At 73.3% G+C, this 20,966-nt stretch carries 19 protein-coding genes; 17 read left to right on the forward strand and 2 right to left on the reverse strand.

All coding sequences use genetic code 11. The features are described from left to right. Positions 1-213: 213 nt before the first annotated feature. From CFP66_RS06945 to CFP66_RS06955, 4 genes are all read left to right on the forward strand, one after another. Positions 214-1,065 carry a sulfurtransferase gene (locus CFP66_RS06945; protein ID WP_094921174.1) on the forward strand — a complete coding sequence of 284 codons (852 nt, stop codon included), beginning with the start codon at positions 214-216 and terminating at the stop codon, positions 1,063-1,065. Continuing rightward, complete coding sequence (locus tag CFP66_RS06950; protein ID WP_094921175.1) at positions 1,065-1,364, forward strand: DUF1416 domain-containing protein; 300 nt, start codon at positions 1,065-1,067, stop codon at positions 1,362-1,364. The genes CFP66_RS06945 and CFP66_RS06950 overlap by 1 nt, the downstream gene beginning before the upstream one ends. 93 nt (positions 1,365-1,457) lie before the next feature. Then, complete coding sequence (locus tag CFP66_RS49870; protein ID WP_255413817.1) at positions 1,458-1,589, forward strand: hypothetical protein; 132 nt, start codon at positions 1,458-1,460, stop codon at positions 1,587-1,589. A 17-nt stretch (positions 1,590-1,606) separates the two neighbouring features. Continuing rightward, positions 1,607-2,212 (forward strand): FABP family protein, encoded by a 606-nt coding sequence (locus CFP66_RS06955; protein ID WP_094921657.1) that lies wholly within the window; start codon positions 1,607-1,609, stop codon positions 2,210-2,212. 532 nt (positions 2,213-2,744) lie between these two features. Here CFP66_RS06955 and CFP66_RS47840 read toward each other — a convergent pair. Beyond that, complete coding sequence (locus CFP66_RS47840; RefSeq protein ID WP_158228040.1) at positions 2,745-4,169, reverse strand: hypothetical protein; 1,425 nt, start codon at positions 4,167-4,169, stop codon at positions 2,745-2,747. Positions 4,170-6,702: 2,533 nt separating this feature from the next. Between CFP66_RS47840 and CFP66_RS06975 the strand changes: the two genes are divergently transcribed. The 4 genes from CFP66_RS06975 to CFP66_RS06990 all read left to right on the forward strand — a co-directional run bounded on the left by CFP66_RS06975 (position 6,703) and on the right by CFP66_RS06990 (position 9,940). Beyond that, positions 6,703-7,086 carry a Fur family transcriptional regulator gene (locus CFP66_RS06975; protein WP_094921658.1) on the forward strand — a complete coding sequence of 128 codons (384 nt, stop codon included), beginning with the start codon at positions 6,703-6,705 and terminating at the stop codon, positions 7,084-7,086. Continuing rightward, entirely contained in the window at positions 7,083-8,189 is a 1,107-nt protein-coding gene (locus CFP66_RS06980; RefSeq protein ID WP_369804967.1) for a folate-binding protein YgfZ, read from the forward strand. The genes CFP66_RS06975 and CFP66_RS06980 overlap by 4 nt, the downstream gene beginning before the upstream one ends. A gap of 73 nt (positions 8,190-8,262) precedes the next feature. Continuing rightward, complete coding sequence (locus tag CFP66_RS06985; RefSeq protein ID WP_094921180.1) at positions 8,263-9,453, forward strand: MFS transporter; 1,191 nt, start codon at positions 8,263-8,265, stop codon at positions 9,451-9,453. A 268-nt stretch (positions 9,454-9,721) separates the two neighbouring features. Then, positions 9,722-9,940, forward strand: a complete 219-nt coding sequence (locus tag CFP66_RS06990) for a DUF3073 domain-containing protein (RefSeq protein ID WP_094921182.1) — start codon at positions 9,722-9,724, stop codon at positions 9,938-9,940. A 48-nt stretch (positions 9,941-9,988) separates the two neighbouring features. Here the strand turns inward: CFP66_RS06990 and CFP66_RS06995 are convergent, their stop codons facing one another. Continuing rightward, positions 9,989-10,729: a GntR family transcriptional regulator gene (locus CFP66_RS06995; protein ID WP_094921183.1), complete on the reverse strand. Its 741-nt coding sequence runs from the start codon at positions 10,727-10,729 to the stop codon at positions 9,989-9,991. Positions 10,730-10,852: 123 nt separating this feature from the next. Between CFP66_RS06995 and iolC the strand changes: the two genes are divergently transcribed. From iolC to CFP66_RS07040, 9 genes are all read left to right on the forward strand, one after another. Then, positions 10,853-11,845: a 5-dehydro-2-deoxygluconokinase gene (gene iolC / locus CFP66_RS07000; protein WP_198961260.1), complete on the forward strand. Its 993-nt coding sequence runs from the start codon at positions 10,853-10,855 to the stop codon at positions 11,843-11,845. Further along, positions 11,811-12,710 carry an aldolase gene (locus CFP66_RS07005; protein ID WP_198961261.1) on the forward strand — a complete coding sequence of 300 codons (900 nt, stop codon included), beginning with the start codon at positions 11,811-11,813 and terminating at the stop codon, positions 12,708-12,710. Before iolC ends, CFP66_RS07005 begins: the two co-directional genes overlap by 35 nt. After that, positions 12,707-13,570, forward strand: a complete 864-nt coding sequence (gene iolB / locus CFP66_RS07010) for a 5-deoxy-glucuronate isomerase (protein WP_094921186.1) — start codon at positions 12,707-12,709, stop codon at positions 13,568-13,570. The genes CFP66_RS07005 and iolB overlap by 4 nt, the downstream gene beginning before the upstream one ends. Continuing rightward, positions 13,567-15,429 carry a 3D-(3,5/4)-trihydroxycyclohexane-1,2-dione acylhydrolase (decyclizing) gene (iolD, locus tag CFP66_RS07015; RefSeq protein ID WP_094921188.1) on the forward strand — a complete coding sequence of 621 codons (1,863 nt, stop codon included), beginning with the start codon at positions 13,567-13,569 and terminating at the stop codon, positions 15,427-15,429. Before iolB ends, iolD begins: the two co-directional genes overlap by 4 nt. Further along, positions 15,426-16,955 (forward strand): CoA-acylating methylmalonate-semialdehyde dehydrogenase, encoded by a 1,530-nt coding sequence (locus CFP66_RS07020; RefSeq protein ID WP_094921189.1) that lies wholly within the window; start codon positions 15,426-15,428, stop codon positions 16,953-16,955. Before iolD ends, CFP66_RS07020 begins: the two co-directional genes overlap by 4 nt. A gap of 2 nt (positions 16,956-16,957) precedes the next feature. After that, complete coding sequence (locus CFP66_RS07025; protein ID WP_094921191.1) at positions 16,958-17,881, forward strand: TIM barrel protein; 924 nt, start codon at positions 16,958-16,960, stop codon at positions 17,879-17,881. A 66-nt stretch (positions 17,882-17,947) separates the two neighbouring features. Further along, positions 17,948-18,943, forward strand: coding sequence for a substrate-binding domain-containing protein (locus CFP66_RS07030; RefSeq protein ID WP_233159188.1), 996 nt, complete (start codon positions 17,948-17,950; stop codon positions 18,941-18,943). Positions 18,944-19,011: 68 nt separating this feature from the next. Next, a complete protein-coding gene (locus tag CFP66_RS07035; protein WP_094921194.1) occupies positions 19,012-20,076 on the forward strand; it encodes an ABC transporter permease in 1,065 nt (354 codons plus the stop codon). A gap of 68 nt (positions 20,077-20,144) precedes the next feature. Further along, positions 20,145-20,897 (forward strand): ATP-binding cassette domain-containing protein, encoded by a 753-nt coding sequence (locus tag CFP66_RS07040; RefSeq protein WP_198961299.1) that lies wholly within the window; start codon positions 20,145-20,147, stop codon positions 20,895-20,897. Positions 20,898-20,966 lie beyond the last annotated feature (69 nt).

Raw genomic sequence — 20,966 nt, forward strand, 5'->3', positions numbered from 1 at the left:
TCGCCGCGCAGTTGATCTGTGCCGCGTCGGCAGCTGCCTGTGTCGCGTCTCCTGAGCCCTTCCGCGTCTTCCGCGCACCCTCAGGAGCATCCGCATGTCTGCACCACCACACCCGTCTGCCGTGCCTCGGGCCGGCAGCGCGCCCGCGCACGTCTCGTTCCGTTCCGCCACCGCCGACAGCAGCGCACGACCAACAGACAGGGGAGCAACCGCATGAGCCGCCAGGACGTCCTGGTCACCGCAGACTGGGCCGAGAAGAACCTCGGTACCGACGGCATCGTCTTCCTCGAGGTCGACGAGGACACCACCGCCTACGACGGGGGCCACCTCCCCGGTGCCGTCAAAATCAACTGGACGACCGAGCTGCAGGATCCGGTGCGCCGCGACATCGTCGACTCCGACCAGTTCGCGAAGCTCCTGTCGGCGAAGGGTGTGGGCAACGACGACACCGTCGTGCTCTACGGCGGCAACAACAACTGGTTCGCCGCCTACGCCTACTGGCAGTTCAAGCTCTACGGGCACGCCGACGTGAAGCTGCTCGACGGCGGCCGCAAGAAGTGGGAGCTCGACGGCCGCACGCTCACCACGGAGGCCGCGCAGCGCCCGGCCACCACCTACACCGCGAAGGACCCGGACAACTCGATCCGCGCCTTCCGCGACGAGGTGGTCGACGCGATCGGCACGAAGAACCTCGTCGACGTCCGCTCGCCCGACGAGTTCTCCGGCAAGATCCTCGCCCCCGCGCACCTGCCGCAGGAGCAGTCGCAGCGGCCCGGGCACGTCCCCTCCGCGATCAACATCCCGTGGAGCAAGGCGGCCAACGAGGACGGCACCTTCAAGTCGGACGAGGACCTCGCGGCCCTCTACGCCAACGAGGGCTACGAGGCCGGCAAGGCCACCATCGCCTACTGCCGGATCGGGGAGCGCAGCTCGCACACCTGGGTGGTGCTGCACGAGCTGCTCGGGCACAGCGACGTCAAGAACTACGACGGCAGCTGGACCGAATACGGCTCGCTGATCGGCGTGCCGATCGAGCTGGGCGCACCCGAGAAGAAGGCGTCCTGATGTGCGGCGCACCCGACCAGGCGGTCGCGCTGCCCGCGGGCACCGACCTGGACAAGGAGACCGTGCTCACGGGGCGGGTCGTCGCAGGCGGTGAGCCGGTGGGCGGCGCCTTCGTGCGGCTGCTGGACGGCACCGGGGAGTTCACGGCCGAGGTCGTGGCGTCGGCCGCCGGGCAGTTCCGCTTCTTCGCCGCGCCGGGCACCTGGACCGTCCGCGCGCTCTCCCGCGCCGGCAACGGCCAGGCCGAGCTGACGGCCGACGGCCCCGGGGTGCACCGGGCCGAGGTCGCCGTCGCCTGACCCGCGCCGAACGGCGCTCCCGGGCCGCCGGGGGCGCCGTTCGTCCGTGGGCGGGCCGGGCACCGCTCCCACGCACCGACTAGGCTCCGCCCGGTGCAGTGGTTGTTCACCGGCCTGTTGATCGCCGCGAGCGCCGGTATCGCGACGTTCACCGGCTACCTCCTCCGGCGCCTGTTCACGACGGCCCCCGGCACGCCGGACGCGCCCGCGGAGCCGGTGCTGTGACCGGGGCCGACGGCGAGCTGCCGGGCACCATCACCGGTCCGGCCAACGCCGCTCCCGACTCCCCGCGGCGCAACCGGCCGCGGTTCGACGACCTGCCGATCCCGGACGACACCGCGAACCTCCGCGAGGGCCCCGACCTGCACGACCAGTGCATCGGGCTGCTGCCGCTGGTCGGGGTCTGGCGCGGCGCGGGCGAGGTCGTGTACCCGACGATCGACGGGCCCTACGCCTACGGCCAGCAGATCGTCTTCGCCCACGACGGCCGCCCGTTCCTCACCTACGAGGCGAAGGCCTGGCTGCTCGGCCCGGACGGTGAGATCCTGCGCCCCGCGGCCCGCGAGACCGGGTTCTGGCGCCCGCAGGCCGGCGGCGAGCTCGAAGTGCTGATCACCCACGCCACCGGCATCTCCGAGATCTTCTACGGACGCGCGCGCAACCTCACGTCCTGGGAGATCGAGACCGACGCGGTGGTGCGCACGGCGTCCGCCAAGGAGGTCGTGGGCTCCCACCGCCTGTACGGCCTCGTCGAGGGCGGCGACCTCGCCTACGTCGACGAGCGTGCGATGGTCGGCCAGCCCCTGCAGCCCCACCTCTCCGCCCGGCTGAGCCGGATCGTGGGCTAGCGATCCCTGCCGGAAGTCCGGTGCACAAGTCGGCGGATCGCTGCGAGAAGTACCTCACCGTTGCCGCGACAGCACCCACGCGCTGCTCGCACCGAGCATCAGGCCCTGATCGCTCCGACAAGTACGCCACCGTCGCAGCACCCGCCGCCAGGTACTGATCAGGCCGATCACCGCGCGCCGCGTCCCGACCAGCAGCGTCGACCACGGGCGAACGGGCGTGATCGGCGATCGACCGACCACCGTGTGCCGTGATCGACGCAGCGTCCGCGGCGCGGGCCGTGACCGACTCGGCAACAGACCCATCTGTCGTGCTCACACCACTCCTGGCGGTCACCCCGGCGAGGCGGTGCGCGAGAAGCACGTGAGCGTGGTGGCAAGGACCCTGACGTGCGGATCGCACCGACCAACCGTACGAACGTGGAGAACGCGCCCGTGTCCGCAGCGAACGCCGGCAACGCTGGGCGGCCCCGCGCCGCCTGATCGGACGTGGCGGACGTACGTGGTCAGCGCACCGACGTGGAGGCCTCCGTGCTCACGCCTGCTGCTCCGCGGGTTCGGGCTCGAGCAGCTCCTCCACCTCTGCGAGGGGCAGCCCGGCGAGCCGGGCCAGCTGCGCCGGGCGCAGGCCGGCGGCGGTGAGCCTGTGCAGGACGTTGCGGAGCACGCCGCGCTCGTGGCGCACGGCTTCGGAGAGTCGGTCCAGTTCGCGGAGGCAGTCCTCCAGCTCGACGGCCGCACCGACGGCCCGCTCCGGGTCGTTCAGGAGCACCCCGAGCAGCCGGTCCCGCGCGTCGGCCGCAGCCGGGCGGGCGGGCGACGCGGCACCGTCCTGCCCGGAACGCGGCGGCGGGACGACCTCGTCGTCCCGAACCGGTTGGGCGGGCACGAATGCGGCAGGCGCAGCCGGCTCCGGTGGTGCGTCGCCGTTCGTCCCGACCGGTGACCACCCGTGGTCGTCCACGACCGGTCGCGCCGACTCGAACGCGGCCGTACCCGGAAGCTCCTGCCCGGCGGGGGGCGTCGCGTCATCCGTGGCGCCGCTCGCTGGAGGCGCGTCCTGCACGACCGGCGAGGAGTCGGTCGCCCAGGCTACGGCCGGTGCGGCCGCGGCCGGTGCGGGGTCGGTCGGCGCGACCACGGTCGGCGCGGGGTCGGTCGGTGCGGGGTCGGTCGGCGCGGGGTCGGTCGGCGCGGGGTCGGTCGGCGCGGGGTCGGTCGGCGCGCGGTCGGCCGGCGCGGACGGCGCAGGCAGCGCCTCATCCACGACCGGCGTGCGGTCGGCCGGCCACGCCGCAGCACGCGGCGCCTCGTCCACGACCGGCGCGTGGTGGGTCGGCCACGACGCGGCCGGCCGCTCCTCCTCCACGGTGGGCGCCGCGGCGTCCGCCCCAGGCGCGGGCTGCGGCGCACGGACGGGATCGCCGCGCCACTGGTCCGGCATGCGGGACGGGGGCCCGCCGGCCCGGCTCGCGGCGGCACGGACGGCGAACGCCTGGGCGACCGCTGCGGCAACGGTCCGGCCCGAGCCGGTGTACTGCGGCGATGGAGGCGGCGGAGGCGGCGCAGCAGCCGGTGTGGGCACCTGCACGGGCATCACCGGCTCGGCAGCAGCCGCCGGCGCGGCCACGGGAGGAGCCGGAGGGAGCGCCTCGGCCGGCGAGGGCCCGGGTGATCCGGTCGGGGCCGCCTGCACCGGAACCTCCAGGGTGTTCCCGACCGCATCGCACACGGGCCGCGCCGGGGGGAACGGGTCGGCCACCGGGGCGGCCTGCTCACCCGCGGCGGCCGGCAGCGGCGACGCGGCAACCGGCATCCGTTCTGCACGGGTGCCCGAGCCCCGCGCCGCGGGCGCCGCCTGCGCGCGCCGGCGCACGGCGATCACTACGAGGATCAACACACCGATGATGACCGCGCCCACACCCACTGGGACCAGCGCGGACGCCGACAGCAGCTGCATGGCTGCGCACCGTACGCGCAATCAGCTCACGGTGCGCAGTAAGGATCACCCGGAGCGTGACGCCGACGGCGAGCGGGTGGCGTGCTCAGGACCGTTCGCCCCGGCGTTGCCGCCGCGCTCGGAGCCCTGACGGCCCGCCTCGCCGGTCGCGTCCTTCTCCTCAGGGCGGGCACCGTCCGGTGCCGGGCCCGAGCCCGGACGCCCTGCGTTGACCTTGGCCGCAGAGTCGATCCCGCCGTTGGACGGCTGATCCGCCGGACGTTTCGGCGGCCCGAGCGGCGGCTGGACGGTGGGCACCAGGGCGGTGCGGTCCCCCGGCTGCCCGGGCTCCGCCGGCCGGCCCGCAGCCTTCGGATCGGCGTCGCCGCGCTTCGCCTGATCGGATGACGGGCGGAAGAGGTCGCCGGCCTCCGGTTCCGCATCCGGGCGGGGCCGCGACGGACCCGGCTTCTCGGCGGGTGGCGGGTAGGCACTCCCCTGCCGGCGCGGAGGCTGTGGCCCGGCAGTCCCGCGGTCGGTGGGCTGCGCAGGTGCGGCGTTCCCGCCCGGGCGCGGCTCGCTGCCCCGGGATCCGCCCGGCTGCGCGGGTCCGGCGTTCTGGCCCTTCCCGTTCGCACCCGAGCCACCCGACGGCGGACGGCTCGCACCGGGGCCTCCGGGCTGCGGCCGATTCGCACCGGGGGCATTCGCACCGGGGCCGTTCACACCCGGACCGTTGCCCCCAGGACCGTTCCCACCAGGGCTGTTCGCGCCAGGCCCGTTCCCGCCGGACCTGCTCGAACCTGCGCCACTCGCACCGGAACCACTCGCACCGGAACCGCTCGGAACCGGAACGTTCGTGCCTGGGCCGTTCGATCCGGGGCCGCTCGAACCGGATCGGTGACCGCCCGGGCCATTCCCGCTCGTGCCCTTCCCACCGGGACCGTTCGAACCGGGGCCGCCCGAACCCGGGCCGCTCCCGCTGGGGCCGCTCCCGCTGGGGCCGCTGCCACTCGGGGCGTTCGAACCGACCCGGCTCGAGCCAGGGCCGTTCCCACCCGAGCCACTCGAACCCGGCCCGTTCGCGCCGGGACCGTTCGAACCCGGGCCGCTCCCGCTGGGGCCGTTGCCACTCGGGCCGTTGCCACCGGGGCCGCTGCCACTCGGGCCGTTCGAACCGACCCGGCTCGAGCCAGGGCCGCTCGAACCCGAGCCGTTCCCACCCGAGCCACTCGAACCCGGCCCGTTCGCGCCGGGGCTGTTCGAACCCGGGCCACTCGAACCCGGCCCGCGGGGGCCCGGCCGGTTGGGCCCTTGCGGACCAGGAGTGGACGCGCCCGGGCCGGGCGGGGCGGGAGCCGGCTGGGCCGACCCGCCCGGTGCGCCCGGCTTCGAAGGGCTGCGGCCGGATCCGGGTGCCGGCGACGTACCTGCGGCACCCGACGGGGAGCCCTGCTGAGGAGCCGGCGCTGTGGGCGGCGCGTGTTGCGCGGCGCGTGCGGCGTCCGCCTGGTGCGCGCGATCCGGCTGTGCCGCAGGGCGGGAGGGGCCGCTCGGTGCGGGCGCGTTCTGGACACCCTTGCCTGCGGGCGCCGCGTCCGGCGCGGGACGAGCCGGTTGCGGGCCGCCCTGTCCCTCGGCGGGGCCACCTGCGGAAGGCCGCGGTCGCGGAGTGGGGGTGGCCGAGGGTCGGGCACCGGACGGTGGGGGCGCCCCTGGACTCGGCTTACCGGGCGATGGCGAGGGCGACGGCGGGCGGGCGGACGCTGCGGTGTCGGCCTGGGAGAGGTTGATGCGCCCGGTCGGGGCCGCGAGCATGCCCTCGAGCTGGCCACGCATCCTCGTGAGCTCGGTGAGCAGGGCGTCGCGCTGACGCACGAGGTCGGCGAGCTGCGCGCGGACCCGTTCCTCCTCGGCGCGGGCAGAGGCGCGGGCCTTGTTGCGGATCTCCGCGGCCTCCTCCTCCGCCGCCTGCAGGATGCTCTGCATCCGATCGGTGAAGCTGCCGACGACGTCGGGCGACTCCCCGCCCTGCGCGGCGGGCATGCCGGGCCGCGGGCGGGGCGTGGGCCGGGGACGTGCGCCGGGCTGACCGGGGATGCCACCGGGAGGGGACTGGACGACGGGGATCGGTTGGCTGCGCGCCATCTCCAGATCGGCGCGCATCCGGGATACCACCCGCTGGAGGCGGCCCACGTGCTCGTCGACCTGTTTGCGGTCGTAGCCCCGGAGGACGACGTCGAAATTCGGGGCGCCGAGGGCGCCCGCATCACTCGTCATCCGTCGTCCCTCCCGAGCGCGAAAGCCCCTTCACCCCGCCGAGGGTAGGTAGCCCCAGGCGATCAAACCTGGTCGTTCACCCTGACGGAGCATACCGGCGCGGCCCGTTCCTCGGGTAACGGCGCGGCGCAACCCCTGGTGCGGCACGCCTCGGACGTCGAGAACGCCTACCATCGATCCGGTGGAGACCCGCCCGGCACCTGCGCCGACGGCCGAGCCTGCCGACCAGGGGCCATCCGCCCTCCGTCGCACGCTGCACCAGCGCGGGCTGCGGATGACACCGCAGCGCCAGCTCGTGCTCGACGCCGTCCGCGAACTCGGCCACGCCACCCCGGAGCAGATCTGCACGCGAGTGCAGAGCGCCGCCCCGGCCGTCAACATCACCACCGTGTACCGCACGCTCGACCTGCTGGAACGCATCGGCCTGGTCCGGCACACGCACCTGGGCCACGGCGCACCCACCTACTCGGAACAGGAACACCAGCACGTCCACCTGGTCTGCCACTCGTGCGGCAGGGTCACCGAGTCACCCACCGACCTGATGGACGGGCTCGCCGCGCGCCTGCTCGCCGAGTCCGAATTCGTGCTCGACCCGTCACACGTCGCGCTGTCCGGCCGCTGTCGCGGCTGCCGCGACGAAGAGGAGGAACAGTCGTGACGGAAGCCCCTGACCAGGCGGCACCCGAGCAGACGCTGCCCGGCGCGGACGCCGACCCGACCGTGCCTGCCCACCGGGGCGACCCGCTGGCCGAGCAGCGCGCGATGGCCCGCGGAGCCGCCGTGGTCGACCGCAGCCACCGCGGCGTGATCACCGTGACCGGCGCCGACCGGCTGAGCTGGCTGCACCTGCTGCTCACCCAGCACGTCAGCGAGCTGCCGGCGGACACCGGCACCGAGGCGCTCGTCCTCGACCTCAACGGGCGCGTCCTGCACCACATGGTGGTCGCGCACACCAGCGACACCGTCTTCCTCGACACCGAGGCGGACGACGTGCCCGAGCTGCTCGACTACCTGCAGAAGATGGTGTTCTGGTCCGACGTGCAGCCGCGGGACGCCACGGACGGGTACGCGCTGCTGAGCCTCGTCGGCCCCGACACCCCCGAGGTGCTGACCGCGGCGGGCGTCCCCGTGCCCGAGCGCCCGCACGGTGCGCTCGCCCTGCCCGGGGGCGGGCTCGTCCGGCGGATGTCCTGGCCCGGCACCGACGCCGCCGACCTGCTGGTCCCCCGCGACGCGCGGGACGCATGGTGGGAGCGGCTCACCGCGGCCGGCGCCCGGCCTGCGGGCACGATGGCGTTCGAGGCGCTGCGCGTGGAGGCGCTGCGGCCTCGCCTGCGCGTCGACACCGACGAGCGGACGATCCCGCACGAGGTCGGCTGGATCGGCTCCGCCGTGCACCTGACGAAGGGCTGCTACCGGGGCCAGGAGACGGTGGCGCGGGTGGCCAACCTGGGCCGTCCGCCGCGTCGGCTGGTGTTGCTGCACTTCGACGGCGGCGACGAGACCCTGCCGGTCCCCGGCGACCCGGTGGTGCGCGACGGTCGCACCATCGGCCGGGTCGGCACGGTGGCGCTGCACCACGAACTCGGCCCGGTGGCTCTCGCGCTGGTGAAGCGCTCGGTCCCGGTGGACGCCGAGCTGGTGGCCGGCACCGAGGACCGCGCCGCCCCCGCAGCGATCGACCCGACGTCGGTTCCGGAGGAGGACGGCGCGCCGCCCCCCGGCCGCGCCGCCCAGATCCGCGGCGGCCTGCGCGGCTGAGCCGCACTTCGCGGCGATCTCAACATGTGGACGCCGGGTCCCACCCTTCGGTACCTCGGCTTAGGGTCGCCCCATGGGTGCGGCGCTTCGGTATCGGTGGGTCGTGCTCGTCGTGGGCACCGCCGCACAGGCCTCCACCGCCTACTTCCTCGGCCTCGCTGCCGTCACGCCCGCGCTGCGCGCGCACTTCGGGCTGGGTGTCAGCGGGGTCGGGGTGCTCATCGGACTCGCGTCCGCGGGGCTGATCCCGACGTTGATCCCCTGGGGCAGCGCAGCGGACCGGTTCGGGGAGCGCTGGGTGATGGCCATCGGGCTCGTGGGTGCGGCCGGGGCGCTCGGGGGCATCGCGCTCGCCGACGACGCGGTGTCCGCCGGCGTGCTGCTCGTCGTGGCCGGCGCCTGCGGGGCGAGCGTGAACGCGGCGAGCGGGCGGGCGGTGATGACCTGGTTCCCCGCCGCGGGCCGCGGCACCGCCATGGCCATCCGCCAGACCTCCGTGCCGGTCGGCGCGGCACTGGCCGCCGTCGCCCTGCCGCCGATCGCTGACGCCGGTGGCGTGCCGGCCGTGTTCGTCGCACTCGCCGTGACGTGCGCGGCCGCCGCGCTGGCCGTCGCCGTGTGGATCCGGGAGCCCCCCGGCAGCCGCGCCCGGTCCGCACGCCCCACCGCCGGCGCCCGCGCGGTGCTGGCCGATCCTCGCCTGCAGCGCCTGAGCCTCGCCGGCTTCCTGCTGGTGGTACCGCAGTTCCTCGGCTCCGTGTTCCTCGTCGAGGTACTGCACGAGGGCTCCGGTGTCTCCCTGGCGGTCGCCGGCGCGCTGCTCGCCGTCACCCAGGTGCTGGGAGCGCTCGGCAGGCTCGTCAACGGCGCCTGGTCCGACCGGGCGGGGAGCAGGCTCGGTCCGCTGCGGATCGTGGCCGCCATGGTGGCGGCGGGCTTCGCGCTGGCGGCGCTCCTGCGGCCCGCACCCGCGCTGCTGCTCGCCGTCGTACTGGTTCCGGCCGCAGCGCTCGCGATCAGCTGGAACGGGCTCGTGTTCACCACGGCGGGCGAGCTGGCGCCCCCGGGACGCGCCGCCACGGCGATGGCCGTGTCCAACACCGCCAACTACGTCGCCGCCGCCGGCGCCCCCGCGCTCGGTGGTCTGGTGGCCGAGCTCGCGGGCTGGTCGGCGATGCTGGCGCTCGGCGCGCTCGCAGCCGCCGCCGCGCTGCTCGCGCTGCGCCACCTCGCCGAGCCGGTCGCCGCGCCACTGCCCGGGTGAGGGCGGCCACGACCGAGAGTGCCGGGACCGGCGCCGGCAACACCCGATCGGGTGCACGGACCTGCGGGTACCCGTCGAGCGGGCGCGGTACGAGGCCACCGCGGCACCAGCCCAGCGGGTGACCTCCACCGCGTGCGGCGTCACATTGCCGGTGCCACGTCGCACTCCCGGGCGTTCGCAAGGTACGGTGAACACCACGAGATTGTTGAGATGAATGGGGCCGCCGAGACATCCGGCCGCCCCTTCCCTGTTGTAAGGGGGACCAGCCATGGGGCGCGGACGAGCCAAGGCCAAGCAGACGAAGGTGGCTCGAGAGCTCAAGTACAGCTCCCCCACCATGGATCTCGACGCGTTGCAACGCGAGATCGGGAGCCACGAGATCGGGAGCACGGCGCCCGGCCACGGTGGTGAGGTGGAGGACGACTACGCCGACCCCTACGCTCCCGACGGCGACGACGACGAGGTTCCGCAGCGCCGCTACCGCTGAGCTGCGGGTCACCGCGGCTGCGTGGGGGTGCCGTGGGGCTGACCTCGTTCAGCTGGAGAGCGTGAGCGCGATGGAGTAACGGCTCGCGCGGTAGATGTGCGAGCCGTACTCCACGGCCCGGCCGCTCGCGTCCCACGCGGTGCGCGTCATCGTGAGCACGGCGGCGCCGCGCGCGTCTCCGAGCAGCCGGGCCTCCGCGGCCGTCGCGGCGCGGGCCCCCACCACCTGGTCGGCCATCCGAGGCACGTATCCGGCGGCTCGCAGCAGTTCGTAGAGGCCGCGCTCCTCCAGGTCGGACGCACGCAGGCGGAGCACGTCCACCGGCACGGCGTTGTGCATCAACGCCAGCGGTTCGCCGGCGGCGAACCGGAGCCTCTCCAGCCACGTCACCTCGGTGCCCGCCGGGACGCCGAGCGCCTCGGCGACGTGATCGGGAGCCGGACGGACCTCCACTGCCCTGATCCGGGTGGTCGGGCGCTGGCCGGACTTGGCGAGGTCGTCGTAGAGGCTCGACAGCTCCACTGGCCTGCGCACCTTGGGATGCACGATCTGGGTGCCGATCCCGCGCTTGCGCACGAGCACACCGCGCTCGACGAGGTGCTGGACCGCCCTGCGCATCGTGGCCCGGGAGACTCCGAGCCGCTCCGCCAGCTCCACCTCGTTGTCCAACCGGCCCCCGACCGGCATCTCCCCGCTCTCGATGAGCTGTTCGAGCTTGCCCGCGGCCTGGAAGTAGAGCGGGACGGGGCTGCGGCGGTCCAGCGCCGCTCCCGGGGCCGGGGTGTCCATGCCTGCTCCCGTGCGCTCGACGTCAGCCAGTTTGTCCTGACAAAGTGTTGACAGGTGCGGCTGGCCAGAGTACACCTGGGCCACGCAGCCGGGGTGCGTCCGGCGCGGACCGGAGGGAACGCGATGGGGCCGGGAGCCGGGCGCGAGCACGCCCTCGACGTACTCACGATGGGCCGCATCGGTGTGGACGTCTACCCGCTGCAGACCGGGGTGTCGCTGCGCGAGGTGCAGACGTTCGCCAAGTACCTCGGCGGCAGCGCCACGAACGTGGCCGTGGCCGCGGCCCGACACGGCCGGCGCAGCGCCGTGATCAGCCGGACCGGGCAGGACCCGTTCGGCGAGTTCATCCACGACGCCCTGCGCGGCTTCGGGGTGGACGACCGGTACGTCACGCCGGTGCCCCACCTGCCCACGCCGGTGACGTTCTGCGAGATCTTCCCGCCCGACGACTTCCCGCTGTACTTCTACCGCTTCCCCAAGGCGCCCGACCTCGAGATCCACGCCGACGAGCTGGACATGGACGCCGTGCGCGCAGCGGGCGTGTTCTGGGTGACCGGTACGGGCCTGTCACAGGAGCCGAGCAGGGACGCCACGCTGCGCGCACTGCAGGCCCGCGGGAAGCGCGGGATCACCGTTCTGGACCTGGACTACCGGCCGATGTTCTGGGAGTCGCGCGAGGCCGCACGCGCCGCGATGCAGGAGGCCCTGCCGCACGTCACGGTGGCCGTCGGCAACCTCGACGAGTGCGAGACCGCGGTCGGCGTGCGTGAGCCGTACGTCGCAGCGGCGGCACTGCACGCAGCAGGCGTGCAGCTCGCGGTGGTGAAGCAGGGGCCGGCAGGCGTGCTCGCCTCCGAGCTGTCCGCGCACCCGGGCCCGTCGGCGCAGGTGGAGGTCCCGCCCGTGCCCGTCGAGGTCGTCAACGGGCTGGGCGCGGGCGACGCGTTCGGCGGCGCGCTGTGCCACACGCTGCTGTCCGGCTGGGATCTGGAACGGGCGATGCGGTTCTGCAACGCCGCCGGTGCGATCGTGGCGGGCCGGCTGGCGTGCGCCGAGGCCATGCCCACCACCGACGAGGTCGATGCGGTGGTGCAGGAGGCCGTCGGTGCGAGCTGACCGGTTGCAGGAGCTCGTCGACGTGCGGGTGCGCCGCCCGGAGGCGGTGGCCGAGGCCGCGCAGCGCCGGCGCAGGCCCGGCTCGCTGCTGGCCGGGCACGGCCGGCTGATGATGATCGCCGCCGACCATCCGGCGCGAGGAGCGTTGCGCGCCGGGGAGCGGCCCCTCGCGATGGCCGACCGCGCCGACCTGCTCGACCGGTTGTGCCTCGCCCTCTCGCGGCCCGGGGTCAACGGCGTGCTCGGCACCCCGGACGTCCTGGAGGACCTCCTGCTGCTCGGTGCCCTCGAGGACAAGGTCGTGGTGGGTTCGATGAACCGCGGCGGCCTCGCGGGCACGGCCTTCGAGATCGACGACCGGTTCACCGCCTACGACGCCTCGAGCCTCGCGGCCGCCGGCTTCGAGGGCGGGAAGATGCTGGTCCGCATCGACCCGGAGGACCCGGCCACCGCGGCCACGCTCGAGTCGTGCGGCCGGGCGGTGAGCGACCTCGCGGACCACCGGTTGATGGCGATGGTCGAGCCGTTCATCTCGCACCGCGTGGACGGCCGGGTGCGCAACGAGCTCTCGGCCGAGGCCATGGTCCGTGCCTCCACGGTGGCCGCAGGCCTCGGCACGACGTCCGCCCGCACCTGGCTCAAGGTCCCGATCGTCGACGAGATGGAGCGCGCCATGTCCGCGACCACCCTGCCCGCACTGATCCTCGGCGGGGAGGTGGCGCGGGACCAGGACGCGACGTTCGCGAGCTGGAGCAAGGCGCTGGCGCTGCCCACCGTCCAGGGCCTCGTGATCGGGAGGAGCCTCCTGTACCCACCGGGCGACGACGTGGCGGCAGCGGTGGACGCGGCGGTGGGGCTGCTGTGACCGAACACGTGATCCGCAGCGGCGAGACCGCCGACGGTCCCTTCTCCCTCGTCGTCACCCCGGAGAGCGCCGGGTGGGGCTACAGCTCGCTGCGGGTGCTCGAGCTGGCTGCCGGGGGCAGCGCCTCGTTCGAGACCGGGCCGGACGAGATGGTGGTGCTGCCGCTGTCCGGGGGCTGCCGCGTCGAGTGCGACGGGGAGGCGTTCGAGGTCACCGGCCGACGTAGCGTCTTCTCCCGCGTCACCGACTTCGCCTACGTGCCCCGCGACGCCCAGGTCACCGTGTCGTCCGCGGGCGGCGGGCGGTTCGCGCTGCCGGCCGCCCGGGCCACGCGGCGCCTGCCCGCGCGCTACGGGCCGGCCGAGGGTGTGTCGGTGGAGCTGCGCGGCGCCGGGCAGGCCAGCCGGCAGGTCAACAACTTCTGCAACCCGCAGACGTTCGACGCCGACAAGCTCATCGCCGTCGAGGTACTCACCCCGGGCGCGAACTGGTCGTCCTACCCGCCGCACAAGCACGACGAGGAACGCGACGGCGAGGCGCGGCTGGAGGAGGTCTACTACTTCGAGGTGGACCGCGACGGCCCCGCCTACCAGCGCGTCTACACCTCCGGGCCGGGCCGGGAGATCGACGTCTGCGCCGAGGTGCGCAGCGGCGACACCGTGCTCATCCCCCACGGCTGGCACGGCCCCTCGATGGCCACCCCCGGCTACGACCTCTACTACCTCAACGTCATGGCCGGGCCGGGTCCCGACCGCGCCTGGCTGATCTGCGACGACCCGGCGCACGCCTGGGTGCGCGGCACCTGGGACGAGCAGGACGTCGACCCGCGGCTCCCGCTGACCACCATGGAGGAGAAGTGAGGCTGACGGTCGCCCAGGCGCTCGTGCGGTTCCTCGCCAACCAGTACAGCGAGCGCGACGGCGTCACGCACCGGCTGATCCCCGGCTGCTTCGGGATCTTCGGGCACGGCAACGTGGCCGGCGTCGGGCAGGCGCTGCTGGAGGCCACGCAGACCGGCGTCGACCTGCCCTACCACCTGGCGCGCAACGAGCAGGGCATGGTGCACAGCGCCGTCGGCTACGCGCGGATGCGCAACCGGCTGCAGCTCATGGCGTGCACGGCGTCGATCGGCCCGGGCTCGACGAACATGGTCACCGGCGCCGCCCTGGCCACCACCAACCGCATCCCGGTGCTGCTGCTGCCCTCGGACGTGTTCGCCACCCGCGTGGCGAGCCCGGTGCTGCAGGAACTGGAGGACCCCCGCACCTACGACGTGTCGGTCAACGACGCCTTCCGGCCGGTCTCGCGCTTCTTCGACCGGGTCTGGCGGCCCGAGCAGCTGCCCTCGGCGCTGCTGGGCGCGATGCGCGTGCTCACCGACCCGGCCGAGACCGGCGCCGTGACGATCGCGCTGCCGCAGGACGTGCAGGCCGAGGCGTACGACTGGCCCGACGAGCTGTTCGCGCCCCGGGTCTGGCACATCCCGCGCGCGGTGCCCGAACCCGCCGCGCTGGCCCGGGCCGTGGAGCTGATCCGTTCCGCCGAGCGCCCGCTGGTCGTCGCCGGCGGCGGCGTGCACTACAGCGAGGCCACCGACGCGCTGCGCCGCTTCGCCGAGGCCACCGGCATCCCGGTCGGCGACACGCAGGCCGGCAAGGGCGCGCTGCTGTGGGACCACCCCCAGGCCGTGGGCGGGGTCGGATCGACCGGTTCCCCGGTCGCCAACGCGCTGGCCCGCGAGGCCGACGTCGTGATCGGCGTCGGCACCCGCTACAGCGACTTCACGACCGCGTCGCGCACCGCGTTCCAGCACCCTGGCGTGCAGTTCGTGAACCTCAACGTGGCGGCGTTCGACGCGGCAAAGCATGCGGGCGAGGTGCTCGTGGCCGACGCCCGCGCGGGCCTGGAGGCCCTCACCGAGGCGCTCGACGGCTACCGCGCCCGCTCGACCTGGGACGTCACGGCCTGGAACGACACGGTCGACGCGTCCTTCCGGCTGGGGAACCAGCCGCTCCCGGCCCAGACCGAGGTGCTCGGGGCGCTCAACGAGGAGATGGCCGCCACCGACGTCGTGGTGCAGGCGGCGGGGTCGATGCCCGGGCAGTTGCAGGCGCTGTGGCGTGCGCGGGACCCGAAGCAGTACCACGTGGAGTACGCCTTCTCCTGCATGGGCTACGAGATCGCCGGCGCGCTCGGGGTGAAGATGGCGGCCCCGGAGCGCGAGGTGTTCGCGCTGGTCGGCGACGGGTCGTACCTGATGATGGCCAGTGAGATCGTCACCGCGGTGTCGGAGGGCACCAAGCTCAACCTCGTCATCGTGCAGAACCACGGGTTCGGCTCGATCGGCGCGCTGTCGGAGTCGGTGGGCTCCCAGCGGTTCGGCACCTCCTACCGCTACCGGAACCCGGAGACCGGCCTGCTCGACGGCGCGACGCTCCCGGTGGACCTCGCCGCCAACGCCGCGAGCCTCGGCGCCGACGTCATCCGGGTGCGCACGATCGAGGAGTTCCGCGCGGCGATCGCCCGCTCCCGGGCGTCCGAGCGCACCACCGCGATCCACGTCGAGGTCGACCCGCTCGCCCCCGCGCCGGACTCGGAGAACTGGTGGGACGTGCCGGTGGCCGAGGTCGCGCAGCTCGACAGCACCACCGCCGCCCGCAAGACCTACGAGGCGCACAAAGCCGACCAGCGCCCCCTGATCGGAGGCAACCCGCGATGAGGACCGTCACGCACTGGATCGGGGGGAAGGCCGCCTCCGGCGAGTCCACCCGCACGGCGCCGGTCTGGAACCCGGCCACCGGTGAGCAGCAGGCCGAGGTGCTGCTCGCGAGCCGGGCGGACGTCGACACCGCCGTGCAGGCCGCGGCCGCGGCGTTCCCGGCCTGGTCGCAGGCGTCGCTCTCGCAACGCACCAAGATCCTGTTCAACTTCCGGGAGCTGGTGAACGCCCGCACCCAGGAGCTCGCGGAGATCGTCTCCGACGAGCACGGCAAGGTCGTCTCCGACGCCCGCGGCGAGGTGCAGCGCGGGCTCGAGGTGATCGAGTACGCCTGCGGCATCCCCACGCTGCTCAAGGGCGAGTACTCCGACCAGGTGTCGGGCGGCGTCGACCTGTTCTCGTTCCGCAGCCCGCTGGGCGTCTGCGCCGGGATCACCCCGTTCAACTTCCCGGTGATGGTCCCGATGTGGATGCACCCGGTGGCGATCGCGTGCGGCAACACGTTCGTGCTCAAGCCGAGCGAGCGCGATCCGAGTGCGTCGCAGCTGGTGGCGCAGCTGTGGGCGGAGGCGGGGCTGCCCGACGGCGTGTTCAACGTGGTGCACGGCGACAAGGAGTCCGTCGACGCCCTGCTCGAGCACGACGAGGTCGTCGCGGTGTCGTTCGTCGGGTCCACCCCGATCGCCCGCTACATCCACGAGCGCGGCACCGCGAACGGCAAGCGCGTGCAGGCCCTCGGCGGGGCGAAGAACCACGCCGTCGTGCTGCCGGACGCCCCGATCGACTACGCCGCCGACCACATGGTCGCCGCCGCGTTCGGCTCCGCGGGCGAGCGCTGCATGGCGATCTCGGCGACGGTGGCCGTGGGCGAGGCGGCCGACGAACTCGTCGCGGCCGTCAGCGAGAAGGCCCGTGCTGTGAAGGTCGGCCCCGGGCGCGAGCAGGACAGCGAGATGGGCCCCGTCGTCACGGCGGCCGCGAAGGAGCGGATCGTCGGCCTGATCGGCAGCGGCGCCGAGCAGGGCGCCGACCTCGCCGTCGACGGGCGCGGGCTCACCGTCCCCGGCCACGAGAACGGCTTCTTCGTCGGCCCGACGGTGATCGACCGGGTGCGTCCCGAGATGGACGTCTACCGCGAGGAGGTCTTCGGCCCCGTGCTGTCGGTCGTCCGGGCGGACGACGTCGACGCCGCCATCGCTCTGGTCAACGCCAACCCGTACGGCAACGGCACCGCGATCTTCACCTCGTCCGGCGAGGCCGCACGACGGTTCCAACGCGGCGTGAACGTGGGGATGATCGGCGTCAATGTGCCGATCCCGGTGCCGATGGCCTACTACTCCTTCGGCGGCTGGAAGGACTCGCTGTTCGGCGAGCACCACATCCACGGCCCGGAGGGCGTGTCGTTCTACACGCGCGCGAAGGTCGTGACGTCGCGATGGCCGCACGTGGCCTCGCGGAGCGAAGGCGGAGCGAGCACCAGCACTGCCGCCAGCGGCGCCAGCTACCACTTCCCGACGGCGACCTGACCATGGCCGCCCTGGAGAAGCTCACCCTCGGCACCGCGCCCGACTCGTGGGGCGTGTGGTTCCCGTCCGACCCGCACCAGGTGGGCTGGCAGCAGTACCTCGACGAGATCGCGCAGGCCGGCTACGTCTGGACCGAGCTGGGCCCGTCCGGCTTCCTCCCGCAGGACCCGGAGCGGCTGCGCCACGAGCTGGACGCCCGCGGCCTGCGGGTCAGCGGCGGCACGATATTCGCGGGCCTGCACCGCGGCGGTGAGGCGCTCGACGAGGCGGTCGAGGCGTGCGGCCGGGAGTCGCGGCTGCTCACCGCGCTCGGCGCGCGCCACCTCGTGCTGCTCCCGGAGCAGTACACGGACATGCACACCGGCACGTCCACGCAGTCCGGCGACATCGACCCCGAGCAGTGGAAGAACCTCACGACCGGCTACGACCGGCTCGGGAGGCTCCTGCTCGAGGAGTTCGGCGTCGACCTGGTCTTCCACCCGCACGCCGACACCCACGTCGACACGCAGGAGCGCGTGGAGCGGTTCCTCGCCGACACCGACCCGCGGTACGTGAACCTGTGCCTGGACACCGGGCACATCTCCTACTGCCACGGCGACAACCTTGCGATCATCGAGCGGTTCGGTGAGCGGATCCGCTACGTGCACCTGAAGCAGGTCGACCCCGCCGTCCGCGACCGCGTCCGCACCGAGAAGCTCTCGCTCGCCGAGGCGGTGCCGCTGGGTGTGATGGTGGAGCCGCCGTACGGGGAGCCGGCGATGCCGCCGCTGCTCGACGCGCTCGACCGGCTCGACACCGACCTGTTCACCGTGGTCGAACAGGACCTGTACCCGGTCGAGCCGCACATCCCGCTGCCGATCGGTGCCCGCACCGCCGGTTACCTGCGCGGCTGCGGGCTCGGTCCCGTGCGGCGCTGGCCCTACTGATGGGGCCCTACTGATCTGACCCAGCCCGCCGCTGCGGCCGGCTGTGCACTGGAAGGAGACTCAACGGTGAGTACCAGGAAGACGATGCGCACGCTGGCGGTGACCGCGGTCCTGGGCCTCGGCCTGGCGGCGTGCAGCAGCCAGGGCGGAGCACAGCAGGAGCAGGGCGGTGGCGGCGGGGGAAGCGGCGGCACGGTCGACACCGAGCGCTTCACCATCGCGATGGTCACGCACGAGCAACCGGGCGACACGTTCTGGGACCGGATCCGAGCCGGCGCCGAGGACGCCGCGGCCGCCCACAACATCGATCTGAAGTACTCGAACGGCGCCCAGGCACCCGAGCAGGCCACCCTGGTGCAGAACGCGATCGACAGCCAGGTCGACGGCCTCGCGGTGACACTCGCCCAGGTGGAGCAGGTCGGGCCCGCGGCGAAGGCGGCGGCCGACGCCGGCATCCCGGTGGTGGCGTTCAACGCGGGGAAGGACGAGTACTCGCGGTTCGGCGCGAAGATGTACTTCGGGTCGGACGAGACGATCGCCGGTCAGGCCGCCGGGCAGCGCCTCGCCGAGGACGGAGCCCAGAAGGTCCTCTGCGTGGTGCAGGAGCAGGGCCACGTCGCGCTCGAGGCGCGCTGCGCCGGCGTGGCGGCGAGCTTCCCGAACACCGAGAACATCTACGTCCAGGGCACCGACCTGCCGTCGGTGCGCTCGACGATCGGGGCGAAGCTGCAGGAGGACCCGGCGATCACGCACGTCATCGCGCTCGGCGCACCGTTCGCCCTCACCGCACTCGAGTCCGTCACCGACGCCGGGAGCCAGGCCAAGGTCGCGACCTTCGACCTGAACGTCGACGCGGCCCGCGCGATCCAGGAGGGCCGCATCCTGTTCGCCGTCGACCAGCAGCCCTACGTGCAGGGCTACATGTCCGTGGCGTCGCTGTGGCTGAACCTCACCAACGGCAACGACCTGGGCGGTGGCGGCCCCGTGCTCACCGGACCGTCCTTCGTCGACTCCACCAACATCGACCAGATCGTCGACTACGCGCAGAACAACACGCGCTAGAACCCCTCCGGGGGGAGCCGGCGGTCCCGGCTCCCCCCGGGCCATCAGACCCTCCCCTGGAGCGGGCCATGTCCTCACCCGTCGCGACCCAACCGTCCCCACCGACGCCGTCCCCCGCGGTCGAGCGCCCGAAGAAGCCGCTGCTGTCCACCCTGCTCACCCGCCCGGAGGTCGGGTCGTTCGCGGCGGCGATCGCGATCTTCATCTTCTTCTCCGCGATCGCCGAGCCGTTCCGCAGCCTGCCGGCGCTGTCGACCGTGCTGTACGCGAGCTCGTCGATCGGCATCGTCGCCGTCGGGGTGGCCCTGCTGATGATCGGCGGCGAGTTCGACCTGTCGGCCGGTGTGTCGGTGGTGACCGCCGCGCTGACGGCGTCGATGATCAGCTACCAGTTCAGCGCCAACCTGTGGGTCGGCGTGTTCCTCAGCCTGATCGTCATGCTGGCGGTCGGGTTCTTCAACGGCTACCTGGTCGTGAAGACCGGGATCCCGAGCTTCCTCATCACCCTGGGCTCGTTCTTCATGCTCGGAGGCATCAACCTCGGCGTCACCAAGCTGGTCACCGGCACGGTGGCCACCCAGAACGTCGCCGACATGGACGGGTTCGCCTCGGCGCGCGCGGTTTTCGCGTCCGAGTTCGCCGTGGGCGGGGTGACGATCCGCATCACCGTGCTCTGGTGGATCTTCTTCGTGGCACTGGCCACCTGGATCCTGCTGCGCACGCGCCTCGGGAACTGGATCTTCGCGGTCGGCGGGAACGCGGCCAGCGCCCGCGCCGTCGGCGTCCCCGTGGACAAGGTGAAGATCGGCCTGTTCATGGGCGTGGCCCTCATGTGCTGGTTCTACGGGATGCACCAGCTGTTCGCGTTCAACACCGTGCAGTCCGGCCAGGGCGTCGGCAACGAGTTCCTCTACATCATCGCCGCGGTGGTCGGGGGCTGTCTGCTCACCGGCGGGTACGGCTCGGCGATCGGCGCCGCGGTCGGCGCGTTCATCTTCGGCATGACCACGCAGGGCATCGTGTTCGCCGGCTGGGACCCGAGCTGGTTCAAGTTCTTCCTCGGCGCGATGCTCCTGCTCGCGGTCATGCTCAACCTCTACGTCAAGAACTACGCCCTCAACCGGAGGAGCTGAGTGCCGTGACCGACACGATCGTGGAGCACGCGGACCGGAACCTCGAGGTCGGCACCCCGCTCGTCGAGATGGAGGGCGTCGGCAAGGCCTACGGCGCCATCCGAGCGCTGGAGGGCATCGACCTCACGGTCAACGCCGGCGAGGTCACCTGCGTCCTCGGCGACAACGGCGCGGGCAAGTCCACCCTCATCAAGATCATTTCCGGGCTGCACCCGCACACCGAGGGCACGCTCAAGGTGGATGGGAAGGAGGTGCACCTCGGCTCGCCGCGCGAGTCGCTCGACCACGGGATCGCCACGGTCTACCAGGACCTCGCCGTCGTCGGGCTGATGGAGGTGTGGCGCAACTTCTTCCTCGGCTCGGAGATGAGGAAGGGTCGCTACCCGCTCGCCCCGCTGGACATCAAGGGCATGCGGGAGATCGCCGACGCCGAGCTGCGCAAGATGGGCATCGTCGTCAAGGACATCAACCAGCCGATCGGCACGCTGTCCGGTGGCCAGCGCCAGTGCGTGGCGATCGCCCGGGCCGTCTACTTCGGCGCGCGGGTGCTCATCCTCGACGAGCCGACCGCGGCGCTCGGCGTCAAGCAGTCGGGCGTGGTGCTCAAGTACACCGCCGCCGCCCGGGACGCCGGCCTCGGCGTCGTGTTCATCACGCACAACCCGCACCACGCGTTCCTCGTCGGCGACCACTTCATCATCCTCAAGCTCGGTCGCCGGGTGCTCGACAAGAAGCGCTCCGAGGTGACGCTCGAGGAGCTCACCGCCGAGATGGCGGGCGGGCAGGAGCTCGCCGAGCTGTCGCACGAGCTCAAGCGCTGAGCGGAGCTTGCGAAGCGAACAGACGGCGCTGAGCGGAGCTTGCGGAGCGAACAGACGACGCAGGAAGGG

It is taken from the genome of Pseudonocardia sp. MH-G8 (assembly GCF_002262885.1).
In the GTDB taxonomy this organism is placed as follows: Bacteria; Actinomycetota; Actinomycetes; order Mycobacteriales; family Pseudonocardiaceae; genus Pseudonocardia.

What these genes read in the sequence shown, in the direction of transcription:
- CFP66_RS06990 (WP_094921182.1), top strand. Translation starts at nt 9,722, where the DNA reads ATGGGGCGCGGACGAGCCAAGGCCAAGCAGACGAAGGTGGCTCGAGAG.
- CFP66_RS07025 (WP_094921191.1), top strand. Translation starts at nt 16,958, where the DNA reads ATGGCCGCCCTGGAGAAGCTCACCCTCGGCACCGCGCCCGACTCGTGG.
- CFP66_RS07035 (WP_094921194.1), top strand. Translation starts at nt 19,012, where the DNA reads ATGTCCTCACCCGTCGCGACCCAACCGTCCCCACCGACGCCGTCCCCC.
- CFP66_RS07020 (WP_094921189.1), top strand. Translation starts at nt 15,426, where the DNA reads ATGAGGACCGTCACGCACTGGATCGGGGGGAAGGCCGCCTCCGGCGAG.
- CFP66_RS06950 (WP_094921175.1), top strand. Translation starts at nt 1,065, where the DNA reads ATGTGCGGCGCACCCGACCAGGCGGTCGCGCTGCCCGCGGGCACCGAC.
- CFP66_RS07005 (WP_198961261.1), top strand. Translation starts at nt 11,811, where the DNA reads ATGCGGTGGTGCAGGAGGCCGTCGGTGCGAGCTGACCGGTTGCAGGAG.
- iolC (WP_198961260.1), top strand. Translation starts at nt 10,853, where the DNA reads ATGGGGCCGGGAGCCGGGCGCGAGCACGCCCTCGACGTACTCACGATG.
- CFP66_RS06975 (WP_094921658.1), top strand. Translation starts at nt 6,703, where the DNA reads ATGACACCGCAGCGCCAGCTCGTGCTCGACGCCGTCCGCGAACTCGGC.
- CFP66_RS06995 (WP_094921183.1), bottom strand. Translation starts at nt 10,729, where the DNA reads ATGGACACCCCGGCCCCGGGAGCGGCGCTGGACCGCCGCAGCCCCGTC.
- CFP66_RS06985 (WP_094921180.1), top strand. Translation starts at nt 8,263, where the DNA reads ATGGGTGCGGCGCTTCGGTATCGGTGGGTCGTGCTCGTCGTGGGCACC.
- CFP66_RS06945 (WP_094921174.1), top strand. Translation starts at nt 214, where the DNA reads ATGAGCCGCCAGGACGTCCTGGTCACCGCAGACTGGGCCGAGAAGAAC.
- CFP66_RS07040 (WP_198961299.1), top strand. Translation starts at nt 20,145, where the DNA reads ATGGAGGGCGTCGGCAAGGCCTACGGCGCCATCCGAGCGCTGGAGGGC.
- CFP66_RS47840 (WP_158228040.1), bottom strand. Translation starts at nt 4,169, where the DNA reads ATGCAGCTGCTGTCGGCGTCCGCGCTGGTCCCAGTGGGTGTGGGCGCG.